Below are 24246 nucleotides of genomic sequence, written 5' to 3' on the forward strand. Positions count from 1 at the left end.
GTGACGTGAGCTATATTTTGTTGCCCTAAAGACACTAGGAGTCATCATGCCTAATGCATACCCATCCACCGTTACAGTCGGCGTCGGAGCGCTGACCATTGAGGAAGTCGTGGCCGTTGCCCGCTACGGTGCCACGGTAGAAATCTCCGCCGAGGCTTTGGACGAGGTCGCCTCCACACGCGACCGGGTCGAAGAACTGGCCCAGGATCCCACGCCGGTCTACGGAATCTCCACCGGCTTCGGCGCGCTTGCCCGCCGCCACATTCCAGAAGAGATGCGCGCGCAGCTGCAGCTGTCCCTGGTGCGCTCCCACGCGGCCGGCACCGGCCCTGAGGTGGAAGAAGAAGTAATTCGCGCGCTCATGCTGCTGCGCCTATCCACCCTGTGTACCGGCCGTACCGGCGTGCGCCCCGTGGTGGTAGAAACTTATGCCAAGGCGCTCAACGCCGGCATCGTGCCGGTGGTGCGCGAATACGGTTCGCTGGGCTGCTCCGGCGACTTGGCCCCGCTGGCTCACTGCGCCCTAGCGCTGTTGGGTGAGGGTGAGGTACGCGTGGGCGGCGAGCTCAAGGACGCCGACGAGGCTCTTGCCGCCGCCGGCATCGAGCCGCTGGAGCTGCGCGAGAAGGAGGGCCTTGCGCTTATCAACGGAACCGATGGCATGCTGGGCCAGCTCTGCCTGGCCATTACTGACCTGCGTGCGGCCGCCAAGACCGCCGATATCGCCACCGCGATGACGGTAGAAGGCCTGCTTGGCACCCTCGTGGTCTTTGCCGATGACCTCCAGCAGCTGCGCCCGCACCCGGGCCAGGCCGATTCTGCCGCCAATATCCGCCAGGTGGCGGACGGCTCCGAGATCCTCGCCGCAGCGCTGGAGGAGTTCAAGAAGAACCAGGTCCAAGACGCCTACTCCGTGCGCTGCGCGCCACAGGTGGCCGGCGGTTTCCGCGATACCTTGGCGCATACCGCACAGGTGGCAGAGCGCGAGCTCGCCGCCGCCGTGGACAACCCGGTCGTGGCTAAGGACGGCCGCGTGGTCTCCAACGGCAACTTCCACGGCGCCCCGGTGGCTTATGCGCTCGATTTCCTGTCCATCGTCACCGCGGACCTAGCGTCCATTTCTGAGCGCCGCACCGACCGCTTCTTGGATCCGGCCCGCAACCGCGGCTTGAACGCCTTTCTTGCCGATGACCCCGGAGTCGACTCCGGCCACATGATCGCCCAATACGCCCAGGCTGGCATCGTCAGCGAATTAAAGCGCCTGGCCACCCCGGCCTCGGCCGATTCCATTCCTTCCTCTGCCATGCAGGAAGACCACGTATCCATGGGCTGGTCCGCCGCCCGCAAGCTGCGCAAGGCCGTCGATGGCCTACAACGCGTGCTTGCCGTAGAAATCCTCACCGCTGCCCGCGCTATCGACATGCGCGAGGGTACCCCGGCCAAGGGAACCGGCGCGGTAATCGCCAAGCTGCGCGAAACCGTCAAGGGGCCAGGTGTGGACCGCTACCTCTCGCCGGAAATCGAGGAGACCGTGCGCCTAGTCAAGGAGGGCGCGCTTGTCGAAGCTGTCGAGAATGCTACTGGAAAGCTGCGTGATTAATATGTCGACCATCTCTTGGCACCCGCAATCTGAGCCCAACCCTTTGCCGTTTTCCCCTTTCAAAGCCAGCACGGTACCGCGCCCCATTGGATGGCTTTCCAGCGTGGATGGTGAGGGCCGCGAAAATATCGCTCCTTATAGCCAGTGGCAAAACCTCACCTTCGATCCGCCCATGGTGATGTTTTCGGCCAACCAGTATCCGGATGGTCGTCGCAAGGACACGGTGCTTAACGCGGAGGAGACCGGCTGGTTCGTGTGGAATATGGCCACCTATGATCTTCGCGAGGAAGTCAATAAATCCGCCCAGGTGCTCGACTATGGCGACAGCGAGTGGGACCGCCTGTCCGTTACCAAGGAATATGCGGACAATTACCGCATTCCCATGGTGAAAGAATCGCCGGTGAAGTTCGAGTGCCAGTACAAGACCACGCTGCGCGTGCCTGGCAATTCCAAGGTGGGCAGCATCGACCTCGTGGTGGCGGATGTAAAGACTATCCATATCGATGAATCTGTCATCGATGAGGAAGGCAAGCTTGACATCCTCAAGATTAAGCCCATCGCGCGCATGGGCTACTTTGACTACACCGTGGTCACAGAAAAATTCGAGATGCGCGTGCCCGGCTCCGACGACGCCGCGCGCGCCGGACTAGAGGGCAGCGCGTAGCGCATCGGCCATAGCCCGCTGGCCCGCGTGGGTGGGGTGCATGGGGAAGGAATCGGTATCCTGCCCCGTAAAGTCCACCCACGGTTTGCCTGAGCAGGCGGAGTGCTGCGGGGCATCGTCAGGCAGCACGTAGGTGGCGCCGTTGCGCTCGGCGGCCTCGCGCACCGCTTGGTTGATGCGCTGGATGGTATTTGCCAACCACTCCCGGTCTGTGGCCGGGATTTTTTCTATGAAGGGGCAGGTCTCGCCGGGGTTGATGAGGGGGATATAGCCGGTGGCAATGACCTTTGCCTCGGGCGAGCGGTGGGCGATTTCCCCGTAGACCTTGTCCAGGCGTTGGGGTAGATCGTGTAGCTCCAGGTCTATCTGCGCTCCCGATTCGTCTTGGCATATATCGTCCGTTGCGCATTGGGTCAGGCGCACAAAGCTTACGTCGTTGCCGCCGATGCTCAAGGAGACAAGGGATGTATCCGCGGCCAGTGCGTCCACCTGGGCGGGGTGCTCGCCCGCGGAGGATAAAACATCCAGCGTGCTCGCGCCCTGGCAGGCGACGTTGCGGAAAGAACTGGTGGTGATCTCCTGCGCGGCGAGTTCTGGATAGGAATCTTGTGCGCGTGCGCAGGAATCGGGCGGATCGAGAGGGAGCGTCGTCGAGCCCATCGCCGCGTAGGAATCCCCGAGGGCCACATAGTTTTCGGGGTCTTCTGTGGCTTCTTGGGCTTCTTGCGGCTGCGAGGAGCATCCTGCCAGCAGGCAGGCGGCGGCGAGGGCGGGCAATACGTGGCGCATGACTGCCATCGTAGCCGTCGAGTCTGAAATGCCAGACAGTTGGTGATTGTGAATGCTCTAAATACGTTGTGTATCACACTAAATTGATATCTGTGACGCTCGCCAAGCCCCCGGGAGACAGCCCCGGGAAACCGGCCTTGGGGTAGGGCACGGCGTCGATAAGCACGAGCGAAAGGAAGCCATGTCTGAACCACGCGAAGTCCGCGCACCCCGCGGCACCGAACTCAACGCAAAATCCTGGCAAACCGAAGCGCCACTGCGCATGCTGATGAATAACCTCGATCCCGAGGTTGCCGAGCGCCCCGAGGACCTCGTGGTCTACGGCGGTACCGGTCGTGCAGCGCGCAGCTGGGAGGCCTTCGATGCCATTGTGGAATCGCTGAAGGACTTAGAAAGCGATGAAACCCTCCTCGTCCAATCCGGAAAGCCGGTGGGCATCTGGAAGACCAATGAATGGGCACCGCGCGTGCTCATCGCCAACTCCAACCTGGTGGGCGACTGGGCCAACTGGGAGCACTTCCGCAAGCTCGAGGACGAGGGCCTGATGATGTACGGCCAGATGACGGCCGGCTCCTGGATCTACATCGCCACCCAGGGCATCCTGCAGGGCACCTACGAGACCTTCGCGGCCGTGGCCAAGAAGCGCTTCGAGGGCAGCCTGGCCGGCACCCTGACCCTGACCGGCGGGTGCGGCGGCATGGGCGGTGCCCAACCGCTCGCCGTGACGCTGAACGGCGGAGCAGTGCTCATCGTGGACGTGGATGAACACCGCCTGCGCCGCCGCCAGCACAAGCGCTACCTCGATGAAGTGGTCACCGACCTGGACGAGGCCCTGCGCTTGGTTCTCGATGCCAAGGAAAACAAAAAGGCCCTTTCTGTCGGCCTGGTGGGCAATGCCGCCGAGGTCTTCCCCGAGGTGCTGCGCCGCCAGCGCGCCGGGGAATTCAAGGTAGACATCGTCACCGACCAGACCTCCGCGCACGACCCACTGTCCTACCTGCCCACCGAAATCACCGTGGATGACTGGCAGTCCGAGGCCAAGGCCGATCCCACGACCTTTACCAAAAAGGCCCGCGAATCCATGGCCGCACAGGTCCAGGCGATGGTGGAATTCCAGGACGAGGGCGCCGAGGTCTTTGACTACGGCAACTCCATCCGCGATGAGGCGCGCCACGCCGGCTACCAGCGCGCATTTGAGTTCCCCGGCTTCGTTCCCGCCTATATCCGCCCGCTGTTCTGCGAGGGAATGGGCCCGTTCCGTTGGGCAGCGCTGTCCGGCGACCCCGAAGACATCAAGGTCACCGACGAAGCCCTGAAGGAGCTCTTCCCAGAGAACGAGCACCTGCACAACTGGCTGGACGCCGCCGAAGAATACGTCGAGTTCGAGGGCCTGCCCGCCCGCATCTGCTGGCTTGGCTACAACGAGCGCCACAAGGCCGGCCTGCTCTTCAATGACTTGGTGCGCGAGGGCAAGATCAAGGCCCCCATCGTCATTGGCCGCGACCACCTCGACTCCGGCTCGGTTGCCTCCCCGTACCGCGAGACCGAAGCCATGCTCGATGGCACCGATGCCGTCGCTGACTGGCCGCTGCTTAATGCCATGACCGCCGTATCTTCCGGCGCGACTTGGGTCTCCCTCCACCACGGCGGCGGAGTGGGCATGGGCCGCTCCATCCACGCCGGCCAGGTCACGGTTGCCGATGGCACCGATCTCGCCGCCGCCAAGCTGCGCGCCGTGCTGACCAATGACCCAGGCATGGGTGTTATCCGCCACGTCGATGCCGGGTACTCTCGCGCAGAGGAAGTAGCCAAGGAGCGCGGCGTTCGCGTTCCCATGGAATTTAAGGCAAGGGATTAAATGAGCACACTTTTTACCGGAATTTCTGAACTCCGCACGGTCAGCGAGCACGGCACGCTTAACGATGCCGCCCTTATCGCCGACCACGGCACCATCGCCTGGATTGGCCCCGCTTCCCAGGCGCCTGCCGCCGATGACCAGGTGGACTTGGGCGGGCGCGCCGTCCTGCCGGGCTGGGTGGATTCGCACACCCACATGGTCTTCGACGGTGACCGCTCCGCCGAGTTCGAGGCCCGCATGTCCGGCGGTTCCTACGAGGCAGGCGGCATCGCGGTGACCATGGACGCCACCCGGGAGGCGGGGGCAGACCGCTTGGATAAGCTCGTCGCCGAGCGCGTGGCAGCCGGCCGCCGCGGTGGCACCACCACCTTCGAGACCAAGACCGGCTACGGCCTCAACACGGAATCTGAAGTGGAAGCCGCGCGCGTGGCATCCCAGCATGTCGATGACGTCACCTTCCTGGGTGCCCACCTCGTGCCGCCGGGAGCGGATGCGGAAGACTACCTCGATGAGGTCGTCGGCCCCATGCTGGACAGGGTTGCCGAATACGTCCAGTGGATCGACGTCTTCTGCGAGCGCGGCGCGTTCAATGAAGAGCAGTCGCGCCGGGTTCTCGAAGCCGGTAAAAAGTTGGGGCTTGGCCTGCGCGTGCACGGCAACCAGCTTGGCGAGGGCCCGGGGGTTAGCCTCGCGGTCGATCTCGGCGCCGCCTCGGTGGACCACGTGAATTACCTGAGCGATAGTGACATCGAAAAGCTCGCCGCATCCGAGACCGTGGCCACCATGCTCCCGGCCTGCGATCTCTCCACGCGCGAGCCCTTGGCGCCTGGCCGTGCGCTTCTCGATGCCGGCGCCACCCTCGCCATCGCCTCCAACCTCAACCCAGGTACCTCCTATACTTCGTCGATGAACTACTGCGTGACCACGGCCGTCCTGCAGCAGCACCTATCCGTCGACGAGGCCATCCACGCCGCCACCACCGGTGGTGCCACGGCGCTGCGCCGCCATAATGTGGGCAACGGACTCGACCCGCAGGGCCGCCCCGCGAAGGGCACCCTGGTGGAAGGAGCTGCCGCTGACCTGCACGTGCTCGATGCTCCCAGCGCGGTGCACTTGGCCTACCGGCCGGGCATGCCGCTGAGCTACCGCACGTTCGTGGCGGGGGTATAGCGAGGAATGGAGTTTGCCGCCGGTATCGCGTAGGGTTGGATGAGCAATGAGCATTACCGATAACGCCACCGGCGGCGTAAACGAGCCGGAAGATTTTAATAAGTCGGAATCTCAGGACAACTCGCAAGGTGTCAACCAGGACACCAGGGCTGCGAATACTTCTGAGGGCACCGGCGCTGAGTCCAAGGACTCGGCCAACGACAACTCCCAGGGGTTCGAGCACCTCGGCCTGCCAGATAAAATTCTGCAAGCCGTTGCGAAAGTAGGCTTCACCACGCCGTCCCCCATCCAAGCAGAAACCATCCCGATCCTGATGGAAGGCCGCGACGTCGTGGGCCTTGCACAGACCGGTACCGGCAAGACCGCAGCCTTCGCGCTGCCGGTCTTGTCCCAGCTTGACCCGCATGCGCGCCACCCGCAGGCACTCGTCCTCGCGCCTACCCGCGAGCTCGCCCTGCAGGTTGCAGATGCCTTCCAATCCTTCGCAGAAACCCTCAAGGGTATCGAGGTTCTTCCCATCTACGGTGGCCAGGCCTACGGCATCCAGCTGTCTGGCCTGCGCCGCGGCGCCCAGGTCATCGTGGGTACCCCGGGTCGCGTCATCGATCACTTGGAAAAGGGCTCGCTTGACCTGTCCCAGCTGCAGTTCCTCGTCCTCGATGAGGCCGATGAGATGCTGAACATGGGCTTCCAGGAAGACGTCGAGCGCATCCTCGAAAGCACCCCGGACCGCAAGCAGGTGGCGCTTTTCTCCGCCACCATGCCTAATGCCATCCGCCGGCTGTCCAAGCAGTACCTGCACAACCCGGCGGAAGTAACCGTTAAGTCCGAGCGCCGTACCAACGACAACATTAAGCAGCGTTTCCTGCTGATTCCGCACCGTGCAAAGATGGATGCGTTCACCCGCATCCTCGAGGTCATTACCTATGACGCCATCATCGTCTTCTGCCGCACCAAGCACGAGACCGAAGAAGTGGCCGAGGCCCTGCGCGATCGCGGCTACAGCGCTGCTGCCATTAACGGCGACATCGCCCAGGCGCAGCGCGAACGCACCGTCGACCAGCTCAAGGATGGCCGCCTAGACATCCTCGTGGCCACTGACGTCGCCGCACGTGGCCTCGACGTGGAGCGCATCACCCACGTGGTGAACTTCGATATCCCGAACGATACCGAGTCCTACGTGCACCGCATTGGCCGCACCGGTCGTGCTGGCCGTTCCGGTGAGGCAATCCTGTTTGTCACCCCGCGCGAGCGCCGCATGCTGCGTTCCATCGAGCGCGTGACCAACGCACGCCTCGAAGAGATGGACCTGCCCTCCGTCGATGAGGTCAATGAAAAGCGCAAGGAAAAGTTTGCGCAGGCCATCACCCAGTCCATGGACAACAAGCAGGCCGATTTCTTCCGCAACTTGGTGCGCAAGTACTCGGAAGAAAATGACGTCGCGATGGATGACATCGCCGCGGCGCTGGCCGTCATGCACCAGGGTGGCAAGAACTTCCTATTGGAAGACAAGCCTTTGCCCAAGCCAAAGAAGGACCGCCGCGATCGCGATGACCGCAAGCGCGACCGTGACTTCAAGGGCGGCGGCAAGAACCGCGGCGGCTCCAAGCGGCCGGATGGTGACTTTGAGACGTACCGGTTGGACGTCGGCAAGCGCCAGAATGTCCGCCCAGGTGCCATCGTCGGTGCAATCGCCAACGAAGGTGGCCTGTCCGCCAAGGACTTCGGCCGCATTACCATTGCGGTGGGACACACTCTCGTGGACCTGCCGAAGAACATGGACCCAGCTGTGCTGGACCGTCTGAAGGATACCCGGATTTCTGGGCAGCTCATCAAGATTCAGAAGGATACTGGTCGCCCGCCTCGCCGTGATGGCGGCGGCGGTGGACGCAAACATGGTGGTCGCTTCCGCGACTAATTAAACCTCCAAAGGGCCTCTTTTAGAGGCCCTTTTTTCATGCCCTGTGACCTGCGCTTTTACTATAAATGGGGGTAGTGTGTCGGGGCGGTTTTGTATGGTGTATGGCGAAAGCATGTTCTAGTAAATCTCTCGAAAGAAAGTCCATGAATGCGCCATATTATGCCAATACTAATCCGGAAAATTCTACCTCCCGTGCAGCTACAGAGATTAGGAAAGCGGAATACCAGTTCTGGGAGAGGCTTCACCCTGACCCGGATGATGATATCGAAGTTATTAGCCAATCCCTGTCTGACTTAACTGGGGCGCGTCAGTCCCGAATTAGAAATATTATCTTCGCCTTCGAGCGATTAAAGGAGCTGCCGCGGCTGCGCGCCCGGCAAGAACAGCATTTCCATTTAGATTTAGACCGCCTGATTACGATTGACCAAACCCTAGCCAAGCTCGGCGCCATTGATGCGGAGAAGAAGTTTACTATCGATGACGCCCTGACCAACTACTTGACCCCAACCCGCCCCAATCAAAAGCTGCCCTCGCACCGCAATCTCCGCCGCAAGTTACGCGAGCTCATCGTGCGCCTCGATCCCTCAATTGCCGCGCGGGATCCGCGCCGCAAGCAAGCCTATAGCGTTGAACCTACAGGCGGGGAGTGGGCTGCGGTTTGTCTGGACGTCGGGTCAGAAACCGCGGAGATAATCGACCGCAATATTCGGGATATCGCTACGGACAAGGACCTCACGATGGCTGAGGCCGCAGTGGAGCTGCTGACCGGAAAGGCGCAACCAAAGGCCAAGGTCGTGTTGAATATGTATCGCTGCGACCTGCCGGATGCACCCGCGTTTGTACAAAACTTAGGCTGGGTATCCCCGGAGACCGCGGATGACCTAGAGGCTCGGGCGACAACGACAAGGGACATGGAGAAGGCCGGTCAGGCGGAGAGCCCGAATTATGTGACTCCGCCAGATATCCGGGCGTTTGTAGAGGGCTTGGATGGCACGTGCCGGTGGCCAGGCTGTACGCGGCCGGCGGTGGCGTCCCAGATGGACCATCGGCACGACTTTGCAGATGGTGGGCCGACCTCGGCGGCAAACCTCACTTGCCTGTGCCAGCACCATCACAATATAAAGACCGATGGGAGGGCGTTTTATATCAAGGACCCGATAAGTGGGGACATCGTCTGGCTTTTCGATGACTCTACGTGGGTCTACGACTCCGCGAGCGGACCGTTGGCGCCGAAGAACCGCAGGTGGGCGCAGACGGTGGCGCAGGCCACGCAGAAGCGGCGGGAGAATGCGCATGCAGGTGCGCAGCAACTAAAAGAAGAGCTTAGGGAGGAGTCCACGCATGAAAAAGGGGACAGCGATGACACTGTCCCCGAAAAGTAAATGGCTTCCTAGAGGTACATCAGGATAAGGCAGATGATCCACAGGAGGTTGAAGACGCCGCCGAAAGCGGACAGCGACTTCTTAATGGAGCCCAGGTTGGCGGTATCGCCGGACTCTAGGGCTGCCTGCGCCGTGCGCTGCTTAGGAAGGATGAGGAAGAAGAGCAGGCACCACGCGATGATGGCCACAAGGATGGCGATGTGGAAGTTGACCTGGCTCTTAAAGGTTTCGATATCAGACAGGAACACAGCAAGACCAAGGACCGGCACGAGGGCGGAAATGTAGCCGTAAGTATTGGTGATGTTGTGCAGGTTGCGGGCGGCTCCGAGGGCCGTCTTATCGCCCTGCGCTGCGCCCTGCAGCTGAGTCTGGTAGATGGAGGTGGAAATGCACACGGGGCCAAGTAGGACGATGGCCGCTGCCACGTGCAGGAAGATGAACAAAGTAGTCATGGAGGATGCCCTTCAGTTAAGAAAAGTTGCCTTGTTCACCCTAATCAATTTCCCTGCTAGAAATCGAACCGACATTGCCTTCTCATTGCACGGACGTCCGCGCGGGACAAGGGCAGCTCGTACTTCCGCGCGATCTCTGCGAGGCGCCGCGAGTAATCGCAGCGGTTGGCAGGCGGCAACCATTCGGAAGGAAGGGAATCGGACTTTTCTTGATTGAGCTTCCGGCTGGTGGCCACCAAGTTGAGAGGATCGTTGGCAAAACGCCTCTTGGTGTCTTGGTCCCATTCTGCGGCACCCATGTCAAAGGCGGCAGAAAGAGGGAAGATGTGGTCGACCTCAATGGGGGAGGTGGCTGAAATCGTCTCGCCCGCGTAGGGGTCATAGATCGTGCCGGATTGTGGCCGGCAGTCAGCGAAGGCCTCGCTGGCTTGGTTCTCCATGATGGCCTCCCGCGTAGTGCATGCGCCGTTGGGCTGCCAGCCGCCGAACTCGTCGCGGTCGTAGCCTTGCAATTCCGTGCGAGCTGGCACGGTGGAGACATCAAAACGCGGAAAAGGCCACGCATACCATGCGATAACGAGAGCGGTTATGCATGATAGCGCGGCCAGGTAATAGGACTTCATGTCCTATTGGACTCCGCGAGGTGCGGGAAGGTTCCTACTTGTTATCGGAAACCTTTTCTGCTGCTTCCTCGAAGTCCAGGGAGTCGTCCTTTTCAACGAGCTTGGCAAGCTTCTCGGCTTCCTCGAACTCGTCCAAGACCTCCTGGTCTGGCTGCTTGGTAGCCAAGGTGACCAGAACGGTGACGATGAGTGCGGAGAAGAAGCCCGGAACCATCTCGTAGAGGGAATCGCCGAGCGGGGACATGCCCCAGCCGATGGCGACGACTGCACCGGTGACCATACCGGCGATTGCACCGGTTGCGTTGAGGCGCTTCCAGTACAGAGCCAGGATGACCAGCGGACCGAATGCGGAACCGAAACCAGCCCATGCGAAGCCGACCAGGCCAAGAATGGAGTCGGACGGGTTGATAGCCAGGAGTGCGGCGATAACCGCGATGACCACAACGGCGGTACGGGACAGGTTAATCAGGATGCGCTCGTCAGGCTTGCGCTTTGCGATGATGAGGTAGAGGTCCTCAATCAGGGAAGAGGAAACCACGAGCATCTGGGAGGACATGGTGGACATGATCGCTGCCAAGACTGCGGTCAAGATGAAACCAGCAGGCAATGGGTGCATCATGGCCTGAGCCATATCCAAGAAGATGGTCTCGAAGTTCTCTTGGTCAGTAATGGTTTCACCGAACTGGGTGAAGTACACAGTACCGGTCAGCGCAACGAAGATAGCGCCGATGACGGAAAGGCCCATCCAGGTGATGCCGTAGAAACGGCCCTGCTTGGCGTCAGAAGGCTTACGCAGCGCCATGAAGCGCACGATGATGTGCGGCTGACCAAAGTAGCCAAGACCCCAAGCGGCGTTACCAACGATAACACCAGCGGAAACGCCAGCGAAGAGAGAGAAGTAGTTATCGTTTGGCTCTAGTGCGCCGTCGGTAGCGTAGTTGTTTTCGGTAGCGAAGGAGAAGATCGCGCCGGCATCGTCAAGAGCGAAAAGCGCCATGATTGGCACGATCAGCAGGGCGACGAACATGAGCATGCCCTGCATAGCATCGGTGTAGGACACTGCCAAGAAGCCACCGATGAAGGTGTAGAAAATGGTCACTGCGGCGATGACCAACATACCGGTGATGTAGTCGCCACCGAAGGTGGACTCGAAGTAACGACCACCGGAGACCATGCCGGAAGAGACGTAGAAGGTAAAGAAGAAGATAATGATAACTGCGGAGATAATACGCAGCAGGCGCGACTTATCGCGCAGACGGTTCTCGAAGAAGGAGGGGACCGTAATGGAATCGCCCGCAACCTCCGAGTACGCGCGCAGACGCGGCGCAATCCACTTCCAGTTTGCCCATGCACCGATAAGGAGGCCGATAGGCATCCACAGCTCGGAAAAACCGGAAAGGAAGAGCGCGCCAGGCAGACCCATGAGCAGCCAGCCGGACATATCAGATGCACCGGCGGAGAGAGCAGCTACGAATGGGTGCAGGCCACGGCCGCCCAAAACATAATCGTCGTATTCGTCGGTTTGTTTGTAGCTCCAGTAGCCAATGGCTGCCATTACGAGGAAATAGACAATCATCGCAATGACGTACCAAGTTGATTCTTGCACGTTTCACTCCTTGTAGTGATTTGTCGGACATTCTTACGTTAACGGTGACTTAAGGTTCAACCAAGCTAAAATCCAGCTGTGGCATAGATCTCTGGTGATATTTTTCACCGTTTAACTGCGTAAAGACGTGAATATAACGAGCTTGTAACAAAACTTTGCCGGGCTGCTATGCTGGCGGCTATGGCTTCTTACCTTGTGCATGGCCTTTGGCTGCCGGTCTCGGGGCTTGGTCTATGGATTGAGCAGGTAGAAGGGCACAAGATTGTTATGCCTTCGGCCGTGCCAGAAGGGACGTTTCCGCAGGCTATTGATGCCATCTTGGCTAAGAAATCATTCCGGAACCGGGCGCGAGTATCACTACGGACGCCAAAGGGTAAGGACGTCTCGCTCATGGTGCCCATGGCCATGTTTGCCCCGGAAGAAGCGGTAGAAGCCCTAGCCCAGCTGGAATACCTGGATCATCATCCACCGGCATCAATTGCGCCGGATCTGCACTGGCTCATTCACGCATATAGCGGCCTGAGCAAGTTTGTCCGCGCGGGCAGGGTGACGTTCCGGCTGGCCTACCAGGCCAACGAGTGGTTCCCCATGTGGCAGTTGGCCTCAGGTTTGGGCGAGCGCGGTTGGCTCGCAGAGATGATGGCCGCGGCACCCGGGATTCTCCATATAAATAATAGAGCCCTTTCAGATGACCTAGCGGATGAACTGACGCATTGGATTGCCAACCGGGAATTGCAGCCGCTGCTCAATGAACCCCGGTCAATGCCGTGGCACGACTTCGCCCGTGCACTACTGACGACGTCGCCCATTCGCCGCGGCCGCGCGCAACTACTGCGCGCGCTCAATGAATGGAAAAATTCCATTTACCAGGTGGAACTCCAACTCGTCTACATCGTGGAGGAGCCTGAAGAACAGGACCCCGAGGATGCAGCGTGGCCGATTCGGGTGCGGGTGCGCTCGGGAACGGATTCGCCGCGGCCGGTGTTGGCGGAGGAGCTGGATCGGGCGAGCATCGAGAAGCTGCGCGAAAACCACCGCAAGGCCCTGCACGCGGCGCCGAGCCTGGGCCAGAGCACGCAAATGCCCCAGCCAGGCGACGGCGATTGGGACGTCTACCTGGACACGGAACAGCTCACGCAGTTTATTGCGCACGAGGTACCCGAGCTGAAGAGGCGGGGCATTACCGTCATGCTGCCCAAATCGTGGGCGCAGATGGATACGAAGGCCAAGCTAGAAACCCGCGAGGCACGGGATCCGGCAGAGGCCGCGACAAAGAAGCACATCGGTATGAACCAGCTGGTGGACTATAACTGGCGCATGTCCGTGGGCGATGTGGAACTTACCGAATCCGAGATGAATGAGCTGGTCAATTCCAAGTCCGGGCTCATTCAGCTGCGCGGCAAGTGGGTCATGGCCGATACCCAGGTCGTGTCCAAGGTTTCTTTTTATATGGAGGAGCTGGCGGATAAGTCCCGCGAGCGCGCCAAGAAGGAGCTCGAGCAGCTGGCGGCCTCGGCGGAGATGGCCAAGAAGCTAGGTGAGCCGGGCTGGCAGCAGCTCATGGCAGAGGTCGAGCGTCGCCGAGCAGAGTTCAACGAGAAGAGCGAGCACCAGGTCACGGTGGCGGAGCTGCGGGAGCTGGCGCTCGAGTCGATGGCTCAGGAGCCCATCGAATTTACTGGCAGCACGTGGCATACCGCGTTGCTCGGCGGCATGGATACGGTTGCGCCGAAGCGCGTGGACATTCCGGAGGCCGTCCACGCGGAGCTGCGCGAGTATCAGCGCACTGGCGTGGACTGGCTGTATTGGATGTCGCGCAATAATATTGGTGCCGTGCTTGCCGATGACATGGGGCTCGGCAAAACACTCCAACTACTGTCCCTTTTGGCGGTGGAGAAGGAACGCGGTGAACAGACCGGGCCTACCTTGGTCGTCGCACCCACCTCCGTGGTGGGCAACTGGGCTCGCGAGGCCCGTCGCTTCGTGCCGGATTTCGAGGTCATGGTGCAACACGGCGCGGGACGGCCGAGCGGGGAGAAGTTCCTCGAGGCCGCAGGAAAAGCAGATCTCGTCATTACTACCTATGGCACCGTGAGCCGGGATTTCAACCTCTTGGGTGAGGTGTCCTGGCAGCGGGTGGTCCTTGATGAAGCGCAGGCCATTAAGAACTCGGCCACGCGTTCCTCCAAGGCGGTGCGATCGCTGCCGTCTGAACACCGCGTGGCGCTGACCGGTACGCCGGTAGAAAACCGCCTGTCCGAGATGCGGTCCATCTTGGACTTTTGCAACCCAGGCATTTTGGGCACGGCGTCCTTTTTCCGCAATCATTTTGCCAAGGCCATCGAGCGCAATAATGATGAGGAGATGTCCGAGCGCCTGCGCGCGCTGACCGCACCTCTTATCCTGCGCCGCGTCAAGACCGATCCCAATATCATCGATGACCTGCCGGAAAAGTCCGAGCAGATTCTTACGGTATCCATGACTACAGAGCAGGCGGCTTTGTATAAGGCGCTGGTCAATGAGGTGAAGAAGAGCTTGGAGGATGCTACGGGCATCAGCAAGCGCGGGATCGTCTTGGCCTCCCTGACGCGCATTAAGCAGATCTGCAATCACCCGGCGCATTATTTGGGAGACGATTCGCCGGTGGTTATCAAGGGCAAGCACCGCTCGGGCAAGGTGAAGGAGCTGATGCGGATTGTCGATGCCGCCACCGAATCCGGCGAGCGCCTGCTGATCTTTACCCAGTACAAGGCCTTCGGTGATATCTTGCAGCCCTACCTGAGCGGGCAACTGGGCCACGAGATTCCCTTCCTGCACGGCGGGGTGACCAAGAATAAGCGCGACCAGATGGTGGAGGACTTCCAGGCCGATGATGGCCCACAGGCGATGATCCTTTCGCTCAAGGCAGGCGGCACGGGCCTGAACCTAACCGCGGCGTCCATCGTGGTGCACATGGACCGCTGGTGGAACCCCGCGGTGGAAAACCAGGCCACGGACCGCGCCTTTCGCATTGGTCAGCGCCGCAACGTGCAGGTGTATAAGATGATTACGGCTGGCACGTTGGAAGAATCCATCCAAGACATCTTGGATGGCAAGACGCAGCTGGCTGGCGCCGTCGTCGGCGAAGGCGAGGGCTGGCTCACGGAACTGGAGCCGGACCAGCTGGCAGAGCTCATGAGTTACCGGGGAAAGGAGTAAGCGGATGGCCGTTAAGGGCGATGACAATGTCATCTACGCGAACTTTGGTACCCGCAAGCGCGTGAGTACCCCGGACGAGGTCAACCATGTCGACCGCAGCGGGCGGCTGCTGTCCAAGACCGCCGCCCGGATTTCGTCCTTTACCAGCTATGATGCGGACCGGGGGCGGATTAGCCGCGGGCGCCAGTACGCCGAAGGCGGTCACGTCGTTGGTTTGGAGATCCGCAATGGTGCCATCCATGGGCGCGTGGCTGGTTCCCAAAACGAGCCTTTTTCCATACTCATTCAGCTGCCGTACCGCGATAATGACGATATTGCGGCACTCGCCGGCCAATTCGCGCGCACCCCTAATTCCGTAGCGAATGCGCGCAAGGGCCTGTTATCTGAGGAAGCGCTGGATACGCTTTTTGCCAGCGAGGCCGAAGAACTGCGTCTATCCTGCACGTGCCCGGATTCCGCCTATACCTGCAAGCACATTGTGGCGGTGGGAGATAGGCTCGCCACCCGCGCGGATGCGGATCCAGCCGTGATTTTCAATATGCGCGGGCTGGATTTTGCGCGTTTGGAAAAGGCCGTCATGGAGCAATCGCAGCAGATCTCCCGTGAAAGCTTTGGCGCCAGCGATTTATCCGCGGAAGAAAAGAACGACGTGTTCTGGAATGGCCGCGAGATGCCTAAGCTGCCGCACCCCAAGGTGGCCCCAGCATTGGAAGATTCCGATCCTGACCTCTTGCGCAAGGCCCTTCGAGCCGTATCGCATACCAATATTGATCTCTTGCGCGCCGTGTCCGATATTGAAGACCTCTACTACCACTTAACGCACTGATTATGACTGCAACGACCTTTATCCACACGTCCGACTTCCAGCTGGGAATGACCCGCTGGTTCTTAAAGGGGGAGGCGCAAGGTCGTTTCAACGATGACCGCGAGTCCGCCATCATGCACCTAGGCCAGCTCGCGGAGGAGGTTGGCGCGCAGTTCATCGTCGTTGCGGGCGATGTATTTGAACACAATGCGCTCTCCCGGGAAATCTTGGCGCGTGCCACCGAGATGTTTAAGCGCTTGCCCGTGCCTGTATATGTGCTGCCGGGAAACCACGATCCGCTGGTCGCGGACTCGGTATTTTATCGTACCAGCGCAGATAATGTGCACGTCATCGCGGATTCAGAGCCCATCGAGGTGGGCAAGGGCGTGGAATTGGTGGGCGCGCCGTACCTGTCTAAGCGCGCCAACCACGATTTGGTGCGCCAGGCGTTGGAGCCGCTTGAACCCACGGAAGGAATCCGAATTGCCGTGGGCCATGGCCAGGTGGATTCGCGCTCTAGCGGGGGAGATGCCGATACCATCGACCTGGAATTCGTAGAGCAGTGCTTGGAGCGCGGGGTGATCGATTACTTGGCGCTGGGCGATACCCACTCGACGGCCAGCCTGGGAAAGACCGGCCGCGTCTGGTTCTCTGGCAGCCCGGAGACTACGGACTTTAAGGAATGTTCCACCGGTGGCGGCGAGGCCGATTCCGGGAATGCGCTGGTGGTAAGGATTGAGGGGGAGGACATAGACATCGATAAGCGCAGCATCGGGCGCTGGACTTTTGAAGCCCTCGATGCCTCCGTCAATTCCACCGAGGACGTCGAGCGCTTCCTGCGCAGCCTGGAGGAGTACCCGGATAAGGTGCGCACGGCGATTAAATACAGCCTGCAGGGGACCCTCGGTATTGCGGCGCACGCCCGGCTGCAGCGCGGGCTGGATGAGTTGGAGGCGGTCTTCGCCTCGCTGCGCCCGCGCGAGCGGACCATGTACCTGTTCTTGGAACCGAGCGAAGACGAACTAGCCAACCTGGATATTTCCGGCTATGCCGCCGACGCCCTGCAGGAGCTGCTGGATAACCGCGAGGATCCGGTGGCCCGCGACGCCGCCAACCTGCTATTTCGCCTGGAAGGATAAACCACATGCGCATCCACAGCTTAGAGATTAAAAATGTTCGCGGCATCGAGCACCTGGTTTTAGATGACCTTCCAGAAACCGGGGTGGTGGTCATCCACGGCGAGAACGAGGCCGGTAAGTCCACCATCGTGGAGGCCCTCGATGTGGTGCTGACGGAAAAACACACATGGACGAAAGCTACAAAGGACTTGCAGCCGGTAGGCAAGGACGTTTCACCGGAGGTCATCGCGGATATATCAGTGGGGGAGTACCGCTTTCGCATTGCCAAGCGCTGGCTGAAGAAGAAGTACAGTGAATTGGCCATCTCGTCCCCGCGCCACGCGCAGTATACCGGCCGCCAGGCCGATGATGAGCTGGATCAGATCTTAAGCGAGAACCTGGACCGCCAGCTTCTCGATGTCCTCTTTATGCGCCAGGATGACTCCAATGACGCCATCTCCGCAGCGGGCATTCCCACGTTGACGCAGGCCCTCGAGCAGGAGTCCGGCTTGGCTGAAGACGAGGTATCCGGCGACGACTCCCAACTTTTGGGCAAGGTAGATAGGGAATATAAGCGCTACTACGGAGCAAGGTGGGGCAAACCGGCTGGCGAATACAAGAAGGCCCAGGAGACCTTGGAGCGTGCCGAGCAAGAGCTGGAGGAAGCAACCGCTGCGGTGCGCGGGCTCGATTCCGTGGTGGAGCGCTACGAGCACCTGGAACACCAGCAAGAAGAGGCGGAAGCGCAGCTTCCCGCTGCCCGCAAGGATCTCGCAGAGAAACAGTCCGCCGCGGACGAGGCCGTGAAGGCCCAGCACCAGGTGGATGCACACAAGGCCGAGCTCACCCGCGCCAAGGAGGATTTCCAACGCGCGAAGGATGCGCAAACCCAGCGCCGGGAGATGGCAGAGGCGCTCGAGGCCGCTGGCACGGCGCAGGCGAGCGCCTCGGATAAGCTCGCGGCCGCCCGCGAGAAGGCCGCAGAGGAAAACGAGAAGAAAGAAGCGGTGGAAAAGAAACTGTCCACCGCGAAGGAGGACTACGCCACCGCGCGCGCAACGCTCAAACAGGCGCGGGCGTATCAGGACAAGGAGACCTTTAAGCGCCTGGATAAACGCCTGCTCAAGGTAGAAGAATTGGTACGTGGCGTGGAGAAGGCCCAAACGGAGATAGCCCAGCGCGGGCGCGAGATGACCGCCGCGGATGTCGAGGAACTCCGCAAGGCGGATGCCGATCTGTCGCTGGCCAAGCGCCTGCACGATGCCACCGCCGCTAAGGTGGAATTTTCCGGGCCTGAGGGCGCGGAGATTGGGGTGGATGGGACGCAGGTGGACATCGGCAAGCAGCCCGCAATTGAGCTTGTCGATGGCCGCGAGATCACCATCGGCGATATCACCGCCCGCTTCGTGGCTGGCGCGTACTCTTCCGATAAGACCCAGCGCGAGGTGGATCAGGCCGAGGCGCGTTTGCAGGAGCTTTTCGATGCCACCGGCGTGGAATCCATCGCCGCCGCAGAGAACCTGCACGAGGCGCACAGCGAGCAGAATGCCGCCTTGGATGTGGCAACGCGCAAGCTCGAAAGCGAGTTGGGGCCGGATGATTTAGGTGAACTGCGCGCCCAACACGCGGCGCTCAAGGAGAAGGTCGCCGGCCTCGATGATGCCCCTGCCAAGGATTTATCCGCTGCGGAGGAGGCGGAGGAAGAGGCGCGCGAGCTTGTCGATGCCCTCGACCGCGAGCTTATTCCCTTCCGCGATAGCCGCATCGCCCACGACGTGGTGCGCTTAGAAGCCGAGCTTGAGGCCGCCAACGAGAAGGCCGAGCGCGCCGAGCGCGAGCTGGCCGAAGCGCGGGAGAAAACTTCCGATGCCGGCTTGGCAGAAGAAGCGGAGCGGTTGGGTGCGCTGGTGACCCGGCTGCAGGAACAGCTATCTGAGATGGAGGCCGTGGACCTGGCCACCGCTCAGAGCTTGGTGGAGGGTGCGCAATCGCACCTAGAGTACCTGCAGAACCAGGTGCAAGATACCAAGGTGGAGCTGGGCAAGCTGTCGAGTGAAATTAATTATCACTCCGGCGCGGCAGAGCGCGAGCAGCAGGCGCAAGCGGAAGCAGAAATGGCGCAGGCGGTGCTAGAAAGCGTGGAAAAGCGCGCGCTGGCGGCACGCTACCTGCGCGAGTTGCTGCTCAAGCACCGCGATGCCGCGCGCCAGCGCTATGCCGAGCCCTTCGTGGCGGCGCTCGCCCAGCTGGCCCGCACTATTTACGGCGGGGATATCAGCTTTGAATTGGCGGACGATCTCTCTGTTACCGCGCGCACCCGCGATAATGAAACGGTGGCCATGACCAGCCTGTCTGGCGGCGCGCGCGAGCAGCTGGCCATCCTTACCCGCTTTGCCATCGCGCGCTTGGTGGCGGGGGAGGAAACCGTGCCGGTCATCGTCGATGATGCGCTAGGCTCCACCGACGCCCACCGCCTGCAACTCATGTCCACCTTGTTCTCACAGGTGGGCCGCGAGAACCAGGTTTTGGTCTTTACCTGCATGCCGCAGCGCTATTCGCGGGTGCTCGGGCGCAGCGAGCGCGACATCGCCATGCTGAAGGGGGTAATCTAGTCCTTATGTCTGAACAAACCCGCTGGTTAAACGATGATGAACAGGAGCTATGGCGCCTATTATTGGCTGCGACCCGCAAGATAGATAGGGGCATGGACGAGACCCTTAAGGCGGGCGGGGAGATTTCCGTCTCGGAATTCGCGGTCTTGGCATCCCTTTCGGAAGCCCCAGATCAGCACCTGCGCCTGCGCGACCTGTGCACGGAACTGGCCTGGGATCGCTCGCGCGCCTCCCACCAGGTCACGCGCATGGAAAAGCGCGGGCTCTTGGTCAAGGAAAAGACCACCGATGATGGCCGCGGGGTCAACGTGCACATCACGGAGGCTGGGCTCCACCACCTCGAGCGCGCGGCCCCCGAGCACGTGGAATCCGTCCGGCGGTTGGTCTTCGACCACCTCCACGAGGATGACGTTCCCGCGCTCAAGCGCTTTTTCCATGGGGTATTGCAGGTCAATAATATCCCCGGCTATTCGGGATTCGTCCCGGATTCTTTATTGAATGGAGGAAAATAATACCGCCATGATGGGCCAAGAACTTTTCGAGTACCCGAAAAAGCAGCATAAAACGTATGGCTTGACGGCCTTGGGTGAGCTGGGCCAGCGTATTGGCGATCCAGAGGCTTTTGCTGAGGACCGTGCCGATGCCGATCAGCTTGCTGCGATGGAGGAAGCCCTGGAAACCTATCCCGATTCCGCGGTGACCTTTGATGAGGATGCCAATGCCTGGATCGTGGGCGCGGAAGAGGATATCGAGAAAATGTTCGCGGACCGCGAGGCATTCCTCGAGGCTTTATTAAATGATGAAGATCCGGGGATCTAATGCCACCGCGGAGACCATAAACTGTTAAGATACTTTTAGTTAATCTTCGGTGAAGTGAGAGGTTTATCATTATGAACGAGCGCGAGGCTCAAGAACAACGCGAGGCAGCGGCCCGCCAGCAATCCGAGGGCTGGGTTTCCGTTTTTGTCCAGTGGATTCCCTGCATGCTGCTGTCCGTAGTGCTGCTCGGCGCCATGTTCTTTGGCATGTACTACATCGAGCACGGCACCCTGGATATCACCCAGCCGATCACCAACGAATTCATCGTTGAGTAATTCGGCGCAATAGAAAAATCCGGCCTCCCTTGGAAAGTGGGAGGCCGGATTTATTTTTATTTCTTGAGCACCTGGCGCCAGGTCATCTTCTTGCCGTTATTCAAGATGGCACGGCGGTAGATGCGCGCGACAACGATGAGGATCAGCGCGGTAACTACAGCGAGGACCGCATAGCTTCCCGCCAAGCCCAGCCAGCTCATATTGCCGCCAGCAACTTGGAGGGGAGCGACCAACATGGAGACCGGCGGCACCCAGCCCATGACCTGCATCCAGGTGGCATCCAAGTTGGTCCAGCCAAACATGGGGACATACATGGTGGCAAAGACGATGAGCAGGATGGGCATCTGCGTCGATTGCAGATCCTCGGTGCGCTGCACCATGGAGCCGGCTGCGGCATAGAGGCTGCCGAAGAATAAAGAGACCGAGGATTTCCCCGACGAGCAGGGCAGCGATTAGACCATAGTCGAGCTGGATTTCGCTTGCTGCGCCAGTAAATGCCAGGGAAGCCACGCCGCCGGCCAAGATGAGGAAGGTGCCGAGCAGCCCGATGATGGTATTGCCAATGACCTTGCCTGCCAAGAAATCCACCGGGCGCACCGTGGAAAGGATTATTTCGACCACGCGCGAAGACTTCTCTTCGGTAACGCGGCCGCCGATGAGCCCTGCGAAGGTCATGATGGAAAAGACCACCACGATGGCGGCGATAAGGACGATGGCAACATTGCCCATCTGTTCTTCGGAGGCCTCATCTGTTTCCAGATCTACCGCGGTCACCTTGGTCGATGGGGTGGCGTCGGCAAGGTCTTGGGCATCAATATTCAGCGTATCTAGTGCCTCTGCCTGCGCCTGCGCCGCGACCACTTGATTGACCGTGGTGGAGATCGTGGTGGAGACGGTGCCGTTGGCCAAAAGCTCCCACCCCTCGTCGTCGGCGGGCACGAGGGCGGCGTCGACGTCGCCGTCATCGATAAGCTGCACCGCGCTATCCCGGTCATCTGCGGCCTGCGTCTCCAGTCCGGAATCAGCGAATGCGTCTGCCTCCAGGCCCACCACGGCGACGGAATCTGGTTCATCGTCACCACCGGACAGCAAGTCAATGATGATAGGGGTGGCGATGGCACCAATGATAAGCAGCAGCATCATGATGACAACGGATTTGGTCTTAAGGGCAACCGCCATCTCGCGCTTGGCGACGGTCCCTATGGTCTTCATTGCCGAATACTGCATGGGCTAGGCCTCCTCGGTGGTGGTGCTGGTGACGACGTCTTGGAATAGCTCGGTAAGGTCTGGGACCTTGAGGCCGAAGGAGTGGACGGGGCCAGCGGCCATGGCAGCGCGCAAGATGGCTTGGTCATCGGTGCCGTCATCGGCTTCGAGCACTACGCCCTGGTCCGTTTCCTCTACTAGGTGGGTGCCCTCCGGATACCAACCGCGGGCAGGGGTTTCCACCGCATAGCGCGAGGCCCCTTGGGTGCGCAGCTCATCTACCGTGCCCTCTGCCACCATGCGGCCTTGCGTGACGATGCCCACGTGGTCGCACAGGCGCTGCACCAAGTCCAGTTGGTGGGAGGAAAAGATGACCGGCACCCCGCGGGCGGCGCGCTCGCGCAGCATGTCAGACATGACATTGACGGCGACGGGGTCCAAGCCGGAAAAGGGCTCATCCAGAATCAACATATCCGGATCGTGAATGAGGGACGCGGCCAGCTGCACGCGCTGCTGGTTGCCCAAGGATAAATCATCCAGCTTGTCGTCCTGGCGCTCACCCAGCCCCAACTGTTCCAGTAGCTCCGTGCCGGATTTCTGGGCGGCCTGCTTGCTCATGCCATGCAGGGTGCCCAGAAACGTCAGCTGGCTAAGCAGCGGTTCCTTGCCGTAGAGTCCACGCTCTTCGGGCATATAGCCAATGCGGCGGCGATTATCGTCATTAATGGGGGAGCCATCGAAATAAACCTCGCCGGAGTCTTTCGCGAGCACGCCCAGCGCGATGCGCATGGTGGTGGACTTGCCCGCGCCATTGGAACCGACGAAACCGAAGATCTCGCCCTCCTGCACGTTAAAGGTCATATCCTGCAGCGCGCGAACACTGCCAAAAGATTTATTGAGATGGTCGATTTCTAAGGTGGGCAAGGGGTCTCCTCCATGTCGCGCCTATACTGCATAACTGTCGTGGTTCTAAGTACCTTAGTATTTCATAAGCCTAATAGTTTGACAATGGAATCCATCGAAAGCCAGGTTGCATGGGTCAAGCCCCTGCTGAGTAGGTAGGAATAGAAAGTGCTATCTAGGTGCTGTAACGTTAAGAACATGCAGGAAGGGGGTGCACAATGAAGCAATTCACTGCCCGCCAAATCGCAGAATGGCTCGTAGCTTGGGCTGAAGAAACCGAAGAAGCCGAGCTGACACCACTGAAACTTCAAAAGCTCCTCTACTATGCAAAGGGGTTTTACATGCCAGCCTCCGGAGGGGTTCCTCTCTTCAATGAACGGATGGAAGCATGGGCCCACGGACCTGTCGTTGTAGACATCTACCACGAGCTTAAAAAGTACGGTAAGAGCCCCATCGACCCCGATACGTTTATTTCTGATGACTTCAACTGGGACGATTACCGGCCTGTGGAAGATACCTTGATTGAAGTATGGAATAAGTACGGGCCCTATTCCGCATGGGCTTTACGTAATAAAACCCACACGGAGTCGCCTTGGAAGAAAAACTTCGTTGAAGAAGAACGGGGGCTCGAGGTTTCTGATGCAGACCTCAAAGAGTACTTCGACTAGATATGGGAAAGAAAAGTAAGAGACGTAGCACTCGGCCTGCCTCAAAGAGCCAAAGTGGTGCCGATACAAGCGTCTTGAGTGCCATAAGAGCAGCATCAAACGAATACCCACTCCTGTCCACTAGGTTTTTGCAGAGCGGATGGGGGTTCGGGCAAATGACCGATAGAATGCGCAGAGAATTCCTCGACAAATGGCACAAACGGTCACTAATTTCTTGGACAGAGTTTGTTAATCACCACAGGCACGGCCTCGGCTCAGAATTTATCCCGAAAAAGGAAATCAAAGCTCAAATCCCTAGGCAGTTCCAAGAGCTAACCAAATTCCGCGTGGGTTGCGTCCAGTAGCGTGGTGTATCTGTAACTGACGGTGGGCCCCTTATGAATGAGGCTGGCGACCACCGTAGTACCTTTCGATTCCGTAACCACACTTCCTCGAAAGGGATAACCACGATGGCCGCTAGCCCATATTCTATAGACCCGACTACCTACTTAGACGAATTGCTGGCCCAAGCATCCCCAGATCTCATGCGCGAGATGCTTCAAGGATTCATCAACCAAATCCTATCGACTCAAGCAGA

20 protein-coding genes and 1 pseudogene are annotated in these 24246 nt (G+C 59.9%); 15 read left to right on the forward strand and 6 right to left on the reverse strand.

Annotated features, from left to right (window positions below; all coding sequences use genetic code 11):
• The first annotated feature begins 46 nt into the window (after nt 1-46).
• Together hutH and QP970_RS07120 are read left to right on the forward strand one after the other, a co-directional pair.
• A complete protein-coding gene (gene hutH, locus QP970_RS07115) occupies nt 47-1600 on the forward strand; it encodes a histidine ammonia-lyase (RefSeq protein WP_239267838.1) in 1554 nt (517 codons plus the stop codon).
• Between the two features lies 1 nt (nt 1601).
• Nucleotides 1602-2264: a flavin reductase family protein gene (locus QP970_RS07120; protein WP_023021803.1), complete on the forward strand. Its 663-nt coding sequence runs from the start codon at nt 1602-1604 to the stop codon at nt 2262-2264.
• On the opposite strand, the gene QP970_RS07125 is transcribed toward QP970_RS07120, so the two are convergent.
• Entirely contained in the window at nt 2247-3053 is an 807-nt protein-coding gene (locus QP970_RS07125; RefSeq protein WP_239267836.1) for an SGNH/GDSL hydrolase family protein, read from the reverse strand. The two genes, QP970_RS07120 and QP970_RS07125, sit on opposite strands and share 18 nt — an antisense overlap.
• 181 nt (nt 3054-3234) lie before the next feature.
• Between QP970_RS07125 and hutU the strand changes: the two genes are divergently transcribed.
• From hutU to QP970_RS07145, 4 genes are all read left to right on the forward strand, one after another.
• On the forward strand, nt 3235-4911 hold the full coding sequence (hutU, locus tag QP970_RS07130) for a urocanate hydratase (RefSeq protein WP_239267834.1): 1677 nt from the start codon (nt 3235-3237) through the stop codon (nt 4909-4911).
• Nucleotides 4912-6081, forward strand: a complete 1170-nt coding sequence (gene hutI / locus QP970_RS07135; protein WP_284869800.1) for an imidazolonepropionase — start codon at nt 4912-4914, stop codon at nt 6079-6081.
• Between the two features lie 46 nt (nt 6082-6127).
• Nucleotides 6128-7999 (forward strand): DEAD/DEAH box helicase, encoded by a 1872-nt coding sequence (locus tag QP970_RS07140; protein WP_239267830.1) that lies wholly within the window; start codon nt 6128-6130, stop codon nt 7997-7999.
• 146 nt (nt 8000-8145) lie between these two features.
• A complete protein-coding gene (locus QP970_RS07145; RefSeq protein ID WP_284869801.1) occupies nt 8146-9384 on the forward strand; it encodes an HNH endonuclease signature motif containing protein in 1239 nt (412 codons plus the stop codon).
• 8 nt (nt 9385-9392) lie between these two features.
• Here the strand turns inward: QP970_RS07145 and QP970_RS07150 are convergent, their stop codons facing one another.
• The 3 genes from QP970_RS07150 to putP are packed head-to-tail and all read right to left on the reverse strand — an operon-like array spanning nt 9393 to nt 12065.
• Nucleotides 9393-9836, reverse strand: coding sequence for a hypothetical protein (locus QP970_RS07150; protein ID WP_005282326.1), 444 nt, complete (start codon nt 9834-9836; stop codon nt 9393-9395).
• 56 nt (nt 9837-9892) lie between these two features.
• Nucleotides 9893-10459, reverse strand: coding sequence for an HNH endonuclease family protein (locus QP970_RS07155; protein ID WP_255716798.1), 567 nt, complete (start codon nt 10457-10459; stop codon nt 9893-9895).
• A gap of 34 nt (nt 10460-10493) precedes the next feature.
• A complete protein-coding gene (gene putP / locus QP970_RS07160) occupies nt 10494-12065 on the reverse strand; it encodes a sodium/proline symporter PutP (RefSeq protein ID WP_239267824.1) in 1572 nt (523 codons plus the stop codon).
• Between the two features lie 180 nt (nt 12066-12245).
• Between putP and QP970_RS07165 the strand changes: the two genes are divergently transcribed.
• The 7 genes from QP970_RS07165 (at nt 12246) to QP970_RS07195 (ending at nt 20892) form a co-directional block, all read left to right on the forward strand.
• Nucleotides 12246-15263 (forward strand): DEAD/DEAH box helicase, encoded by a 3018-nt coding sequence (locus QP970_RS07165; RefSeq protein ID WP_502869338.1) that lies wholly within the window; start codon nt 12246-12248, stop codon nt 15261-15263.
• Between the two features lie 4 nt (nt 15264-15267).
• Nucleotides 15268-16089, forward strand: a complete 822-nt coding sequence (locus QP970_RS07170; RefSeq protein WP_239275312.1) for an SWIM zinc finger family protein — start codon at nt 15268-15270, stop codon at nt 16087-16089.
• A 2-nt stretch (nt 16090-16091) separates the two neighbouring features.
• The gene (locus QP970_RS07175) at nt 16092-17207 is read left to right on the forward strand and encodes a metallophosphoesterase family protein (RefSeq protein WP_239267818.1); all 1116 of its coding nucleotides are present in this window, start codon (nt 16092-16094) and stop codon (nt 17205-17207) included.
• A 5-nt stretch (nt 17208-17212) separates the two neighbouring features.
• Nucleotides 17213-19798 (forward strand): AAA family ATPase, encoded by a 2586-nt coding sequence (locus QP970_RS07180; RefSeq protein ID WP_239267816.1) that lies wholly within the window; start codon nt 17213-17215, stop codon nt 19796-19798.
• A gap of 5 nt (nt 19799-19803) precedes the next feature.
• A complete protein-coding gene (locus QP970_RS07185) occupies nt 19804-20310 on the forward strand; it encodes a MarR family winged helix-turn-helix transcriptional regulator (protein WP_239267814.1) in 507 nt (168 codons plus the stop codon).
• Nucleotides 20297-20617: a molecular chaperone GrpE gene (locus QP970_RS07190; RefSeq protein WP_239267812.1), complete on the forward strand. Its 321-nt coding sequence runs from the start codon at nt 20297-20299 to the stop codon at nt 20615-20617. The genes QP970_RS07185 and QP970_RS07190 overlap by 14 nt, the downstream gene beginning before the upstream one ends.
• 71 nt (nt 20618-20688) lie before the next feature.
• Nucleotides 20689-20892: a hypothetical protein gene (locus tag QP970_RS07195; RefSeq protein ID WP_023017763.1), complete on the forward strand. Its 204-nt coding sequence runs from the start codon at nt 20689-20691 to the stop codon at nt 20890-20892.
• 96 nt (nt 20893-20988) lie between these two features.
• Here QP970_RS07195 and QP970_RS07200 read toward each other — a convergent pair whose 3' ends face one another.
• Nucleotides 20989-22119 carry an ABC transporter permease gene (locus QP970_RS07200; RefSeq protein ID WP_284869802.1) on the reverse strand — a complete coding sequence of 377 codons (1131 nt, stop codon included), beginning with the start codon at nt 22117-22119 and terminating at the stop codon, nt 20989-20991.
• 3 nt (nt 22120-22122) lie between these two features.
• Nucleotides 22123-23022 carry an ABC transporter ATP-binding protein gene (locus QP970_RS07205; protein WP_239267808.1) on the reverse strand — a complete coding sequence of 300 codons (900 nt, stop codon included), beginning with the start codon at nt 23020-23022 and terminating at the stop codon, nt 22123-22125.
• Nucleotides 23023-23219: 197 nt separating this feature from the next.
• On the opposite strand from QP970_RS07205, the gene QP970_RS07210 reads away from it, so the two are divergent.
• A complete protein-coding gene (locus QP970_RS07210; protein ID WP_239267806.1) occupies nt 23220-23669 on the forward strand; it encodes a Panacea domain-containing protein in 450 nt (149 codons plus the stop codon).
• Between the two features lie 449 nt (nt 23670-24118).
• Nucleotides 24119-24246 (forward strand): annotated as a pseudogene (locus QP970_RS07215) (IS256 family transposase); the annotation flags it as partial.

Origin of the sequence: Corynebacterium sp. MSK073 (assembly GCF_030232085.1) — a bacterium.
GTDB lineage: Bacteria > Actinomycetota > Actinomycetes > Mycobacteriales > Mycobacteriaceae > Corynebacterium.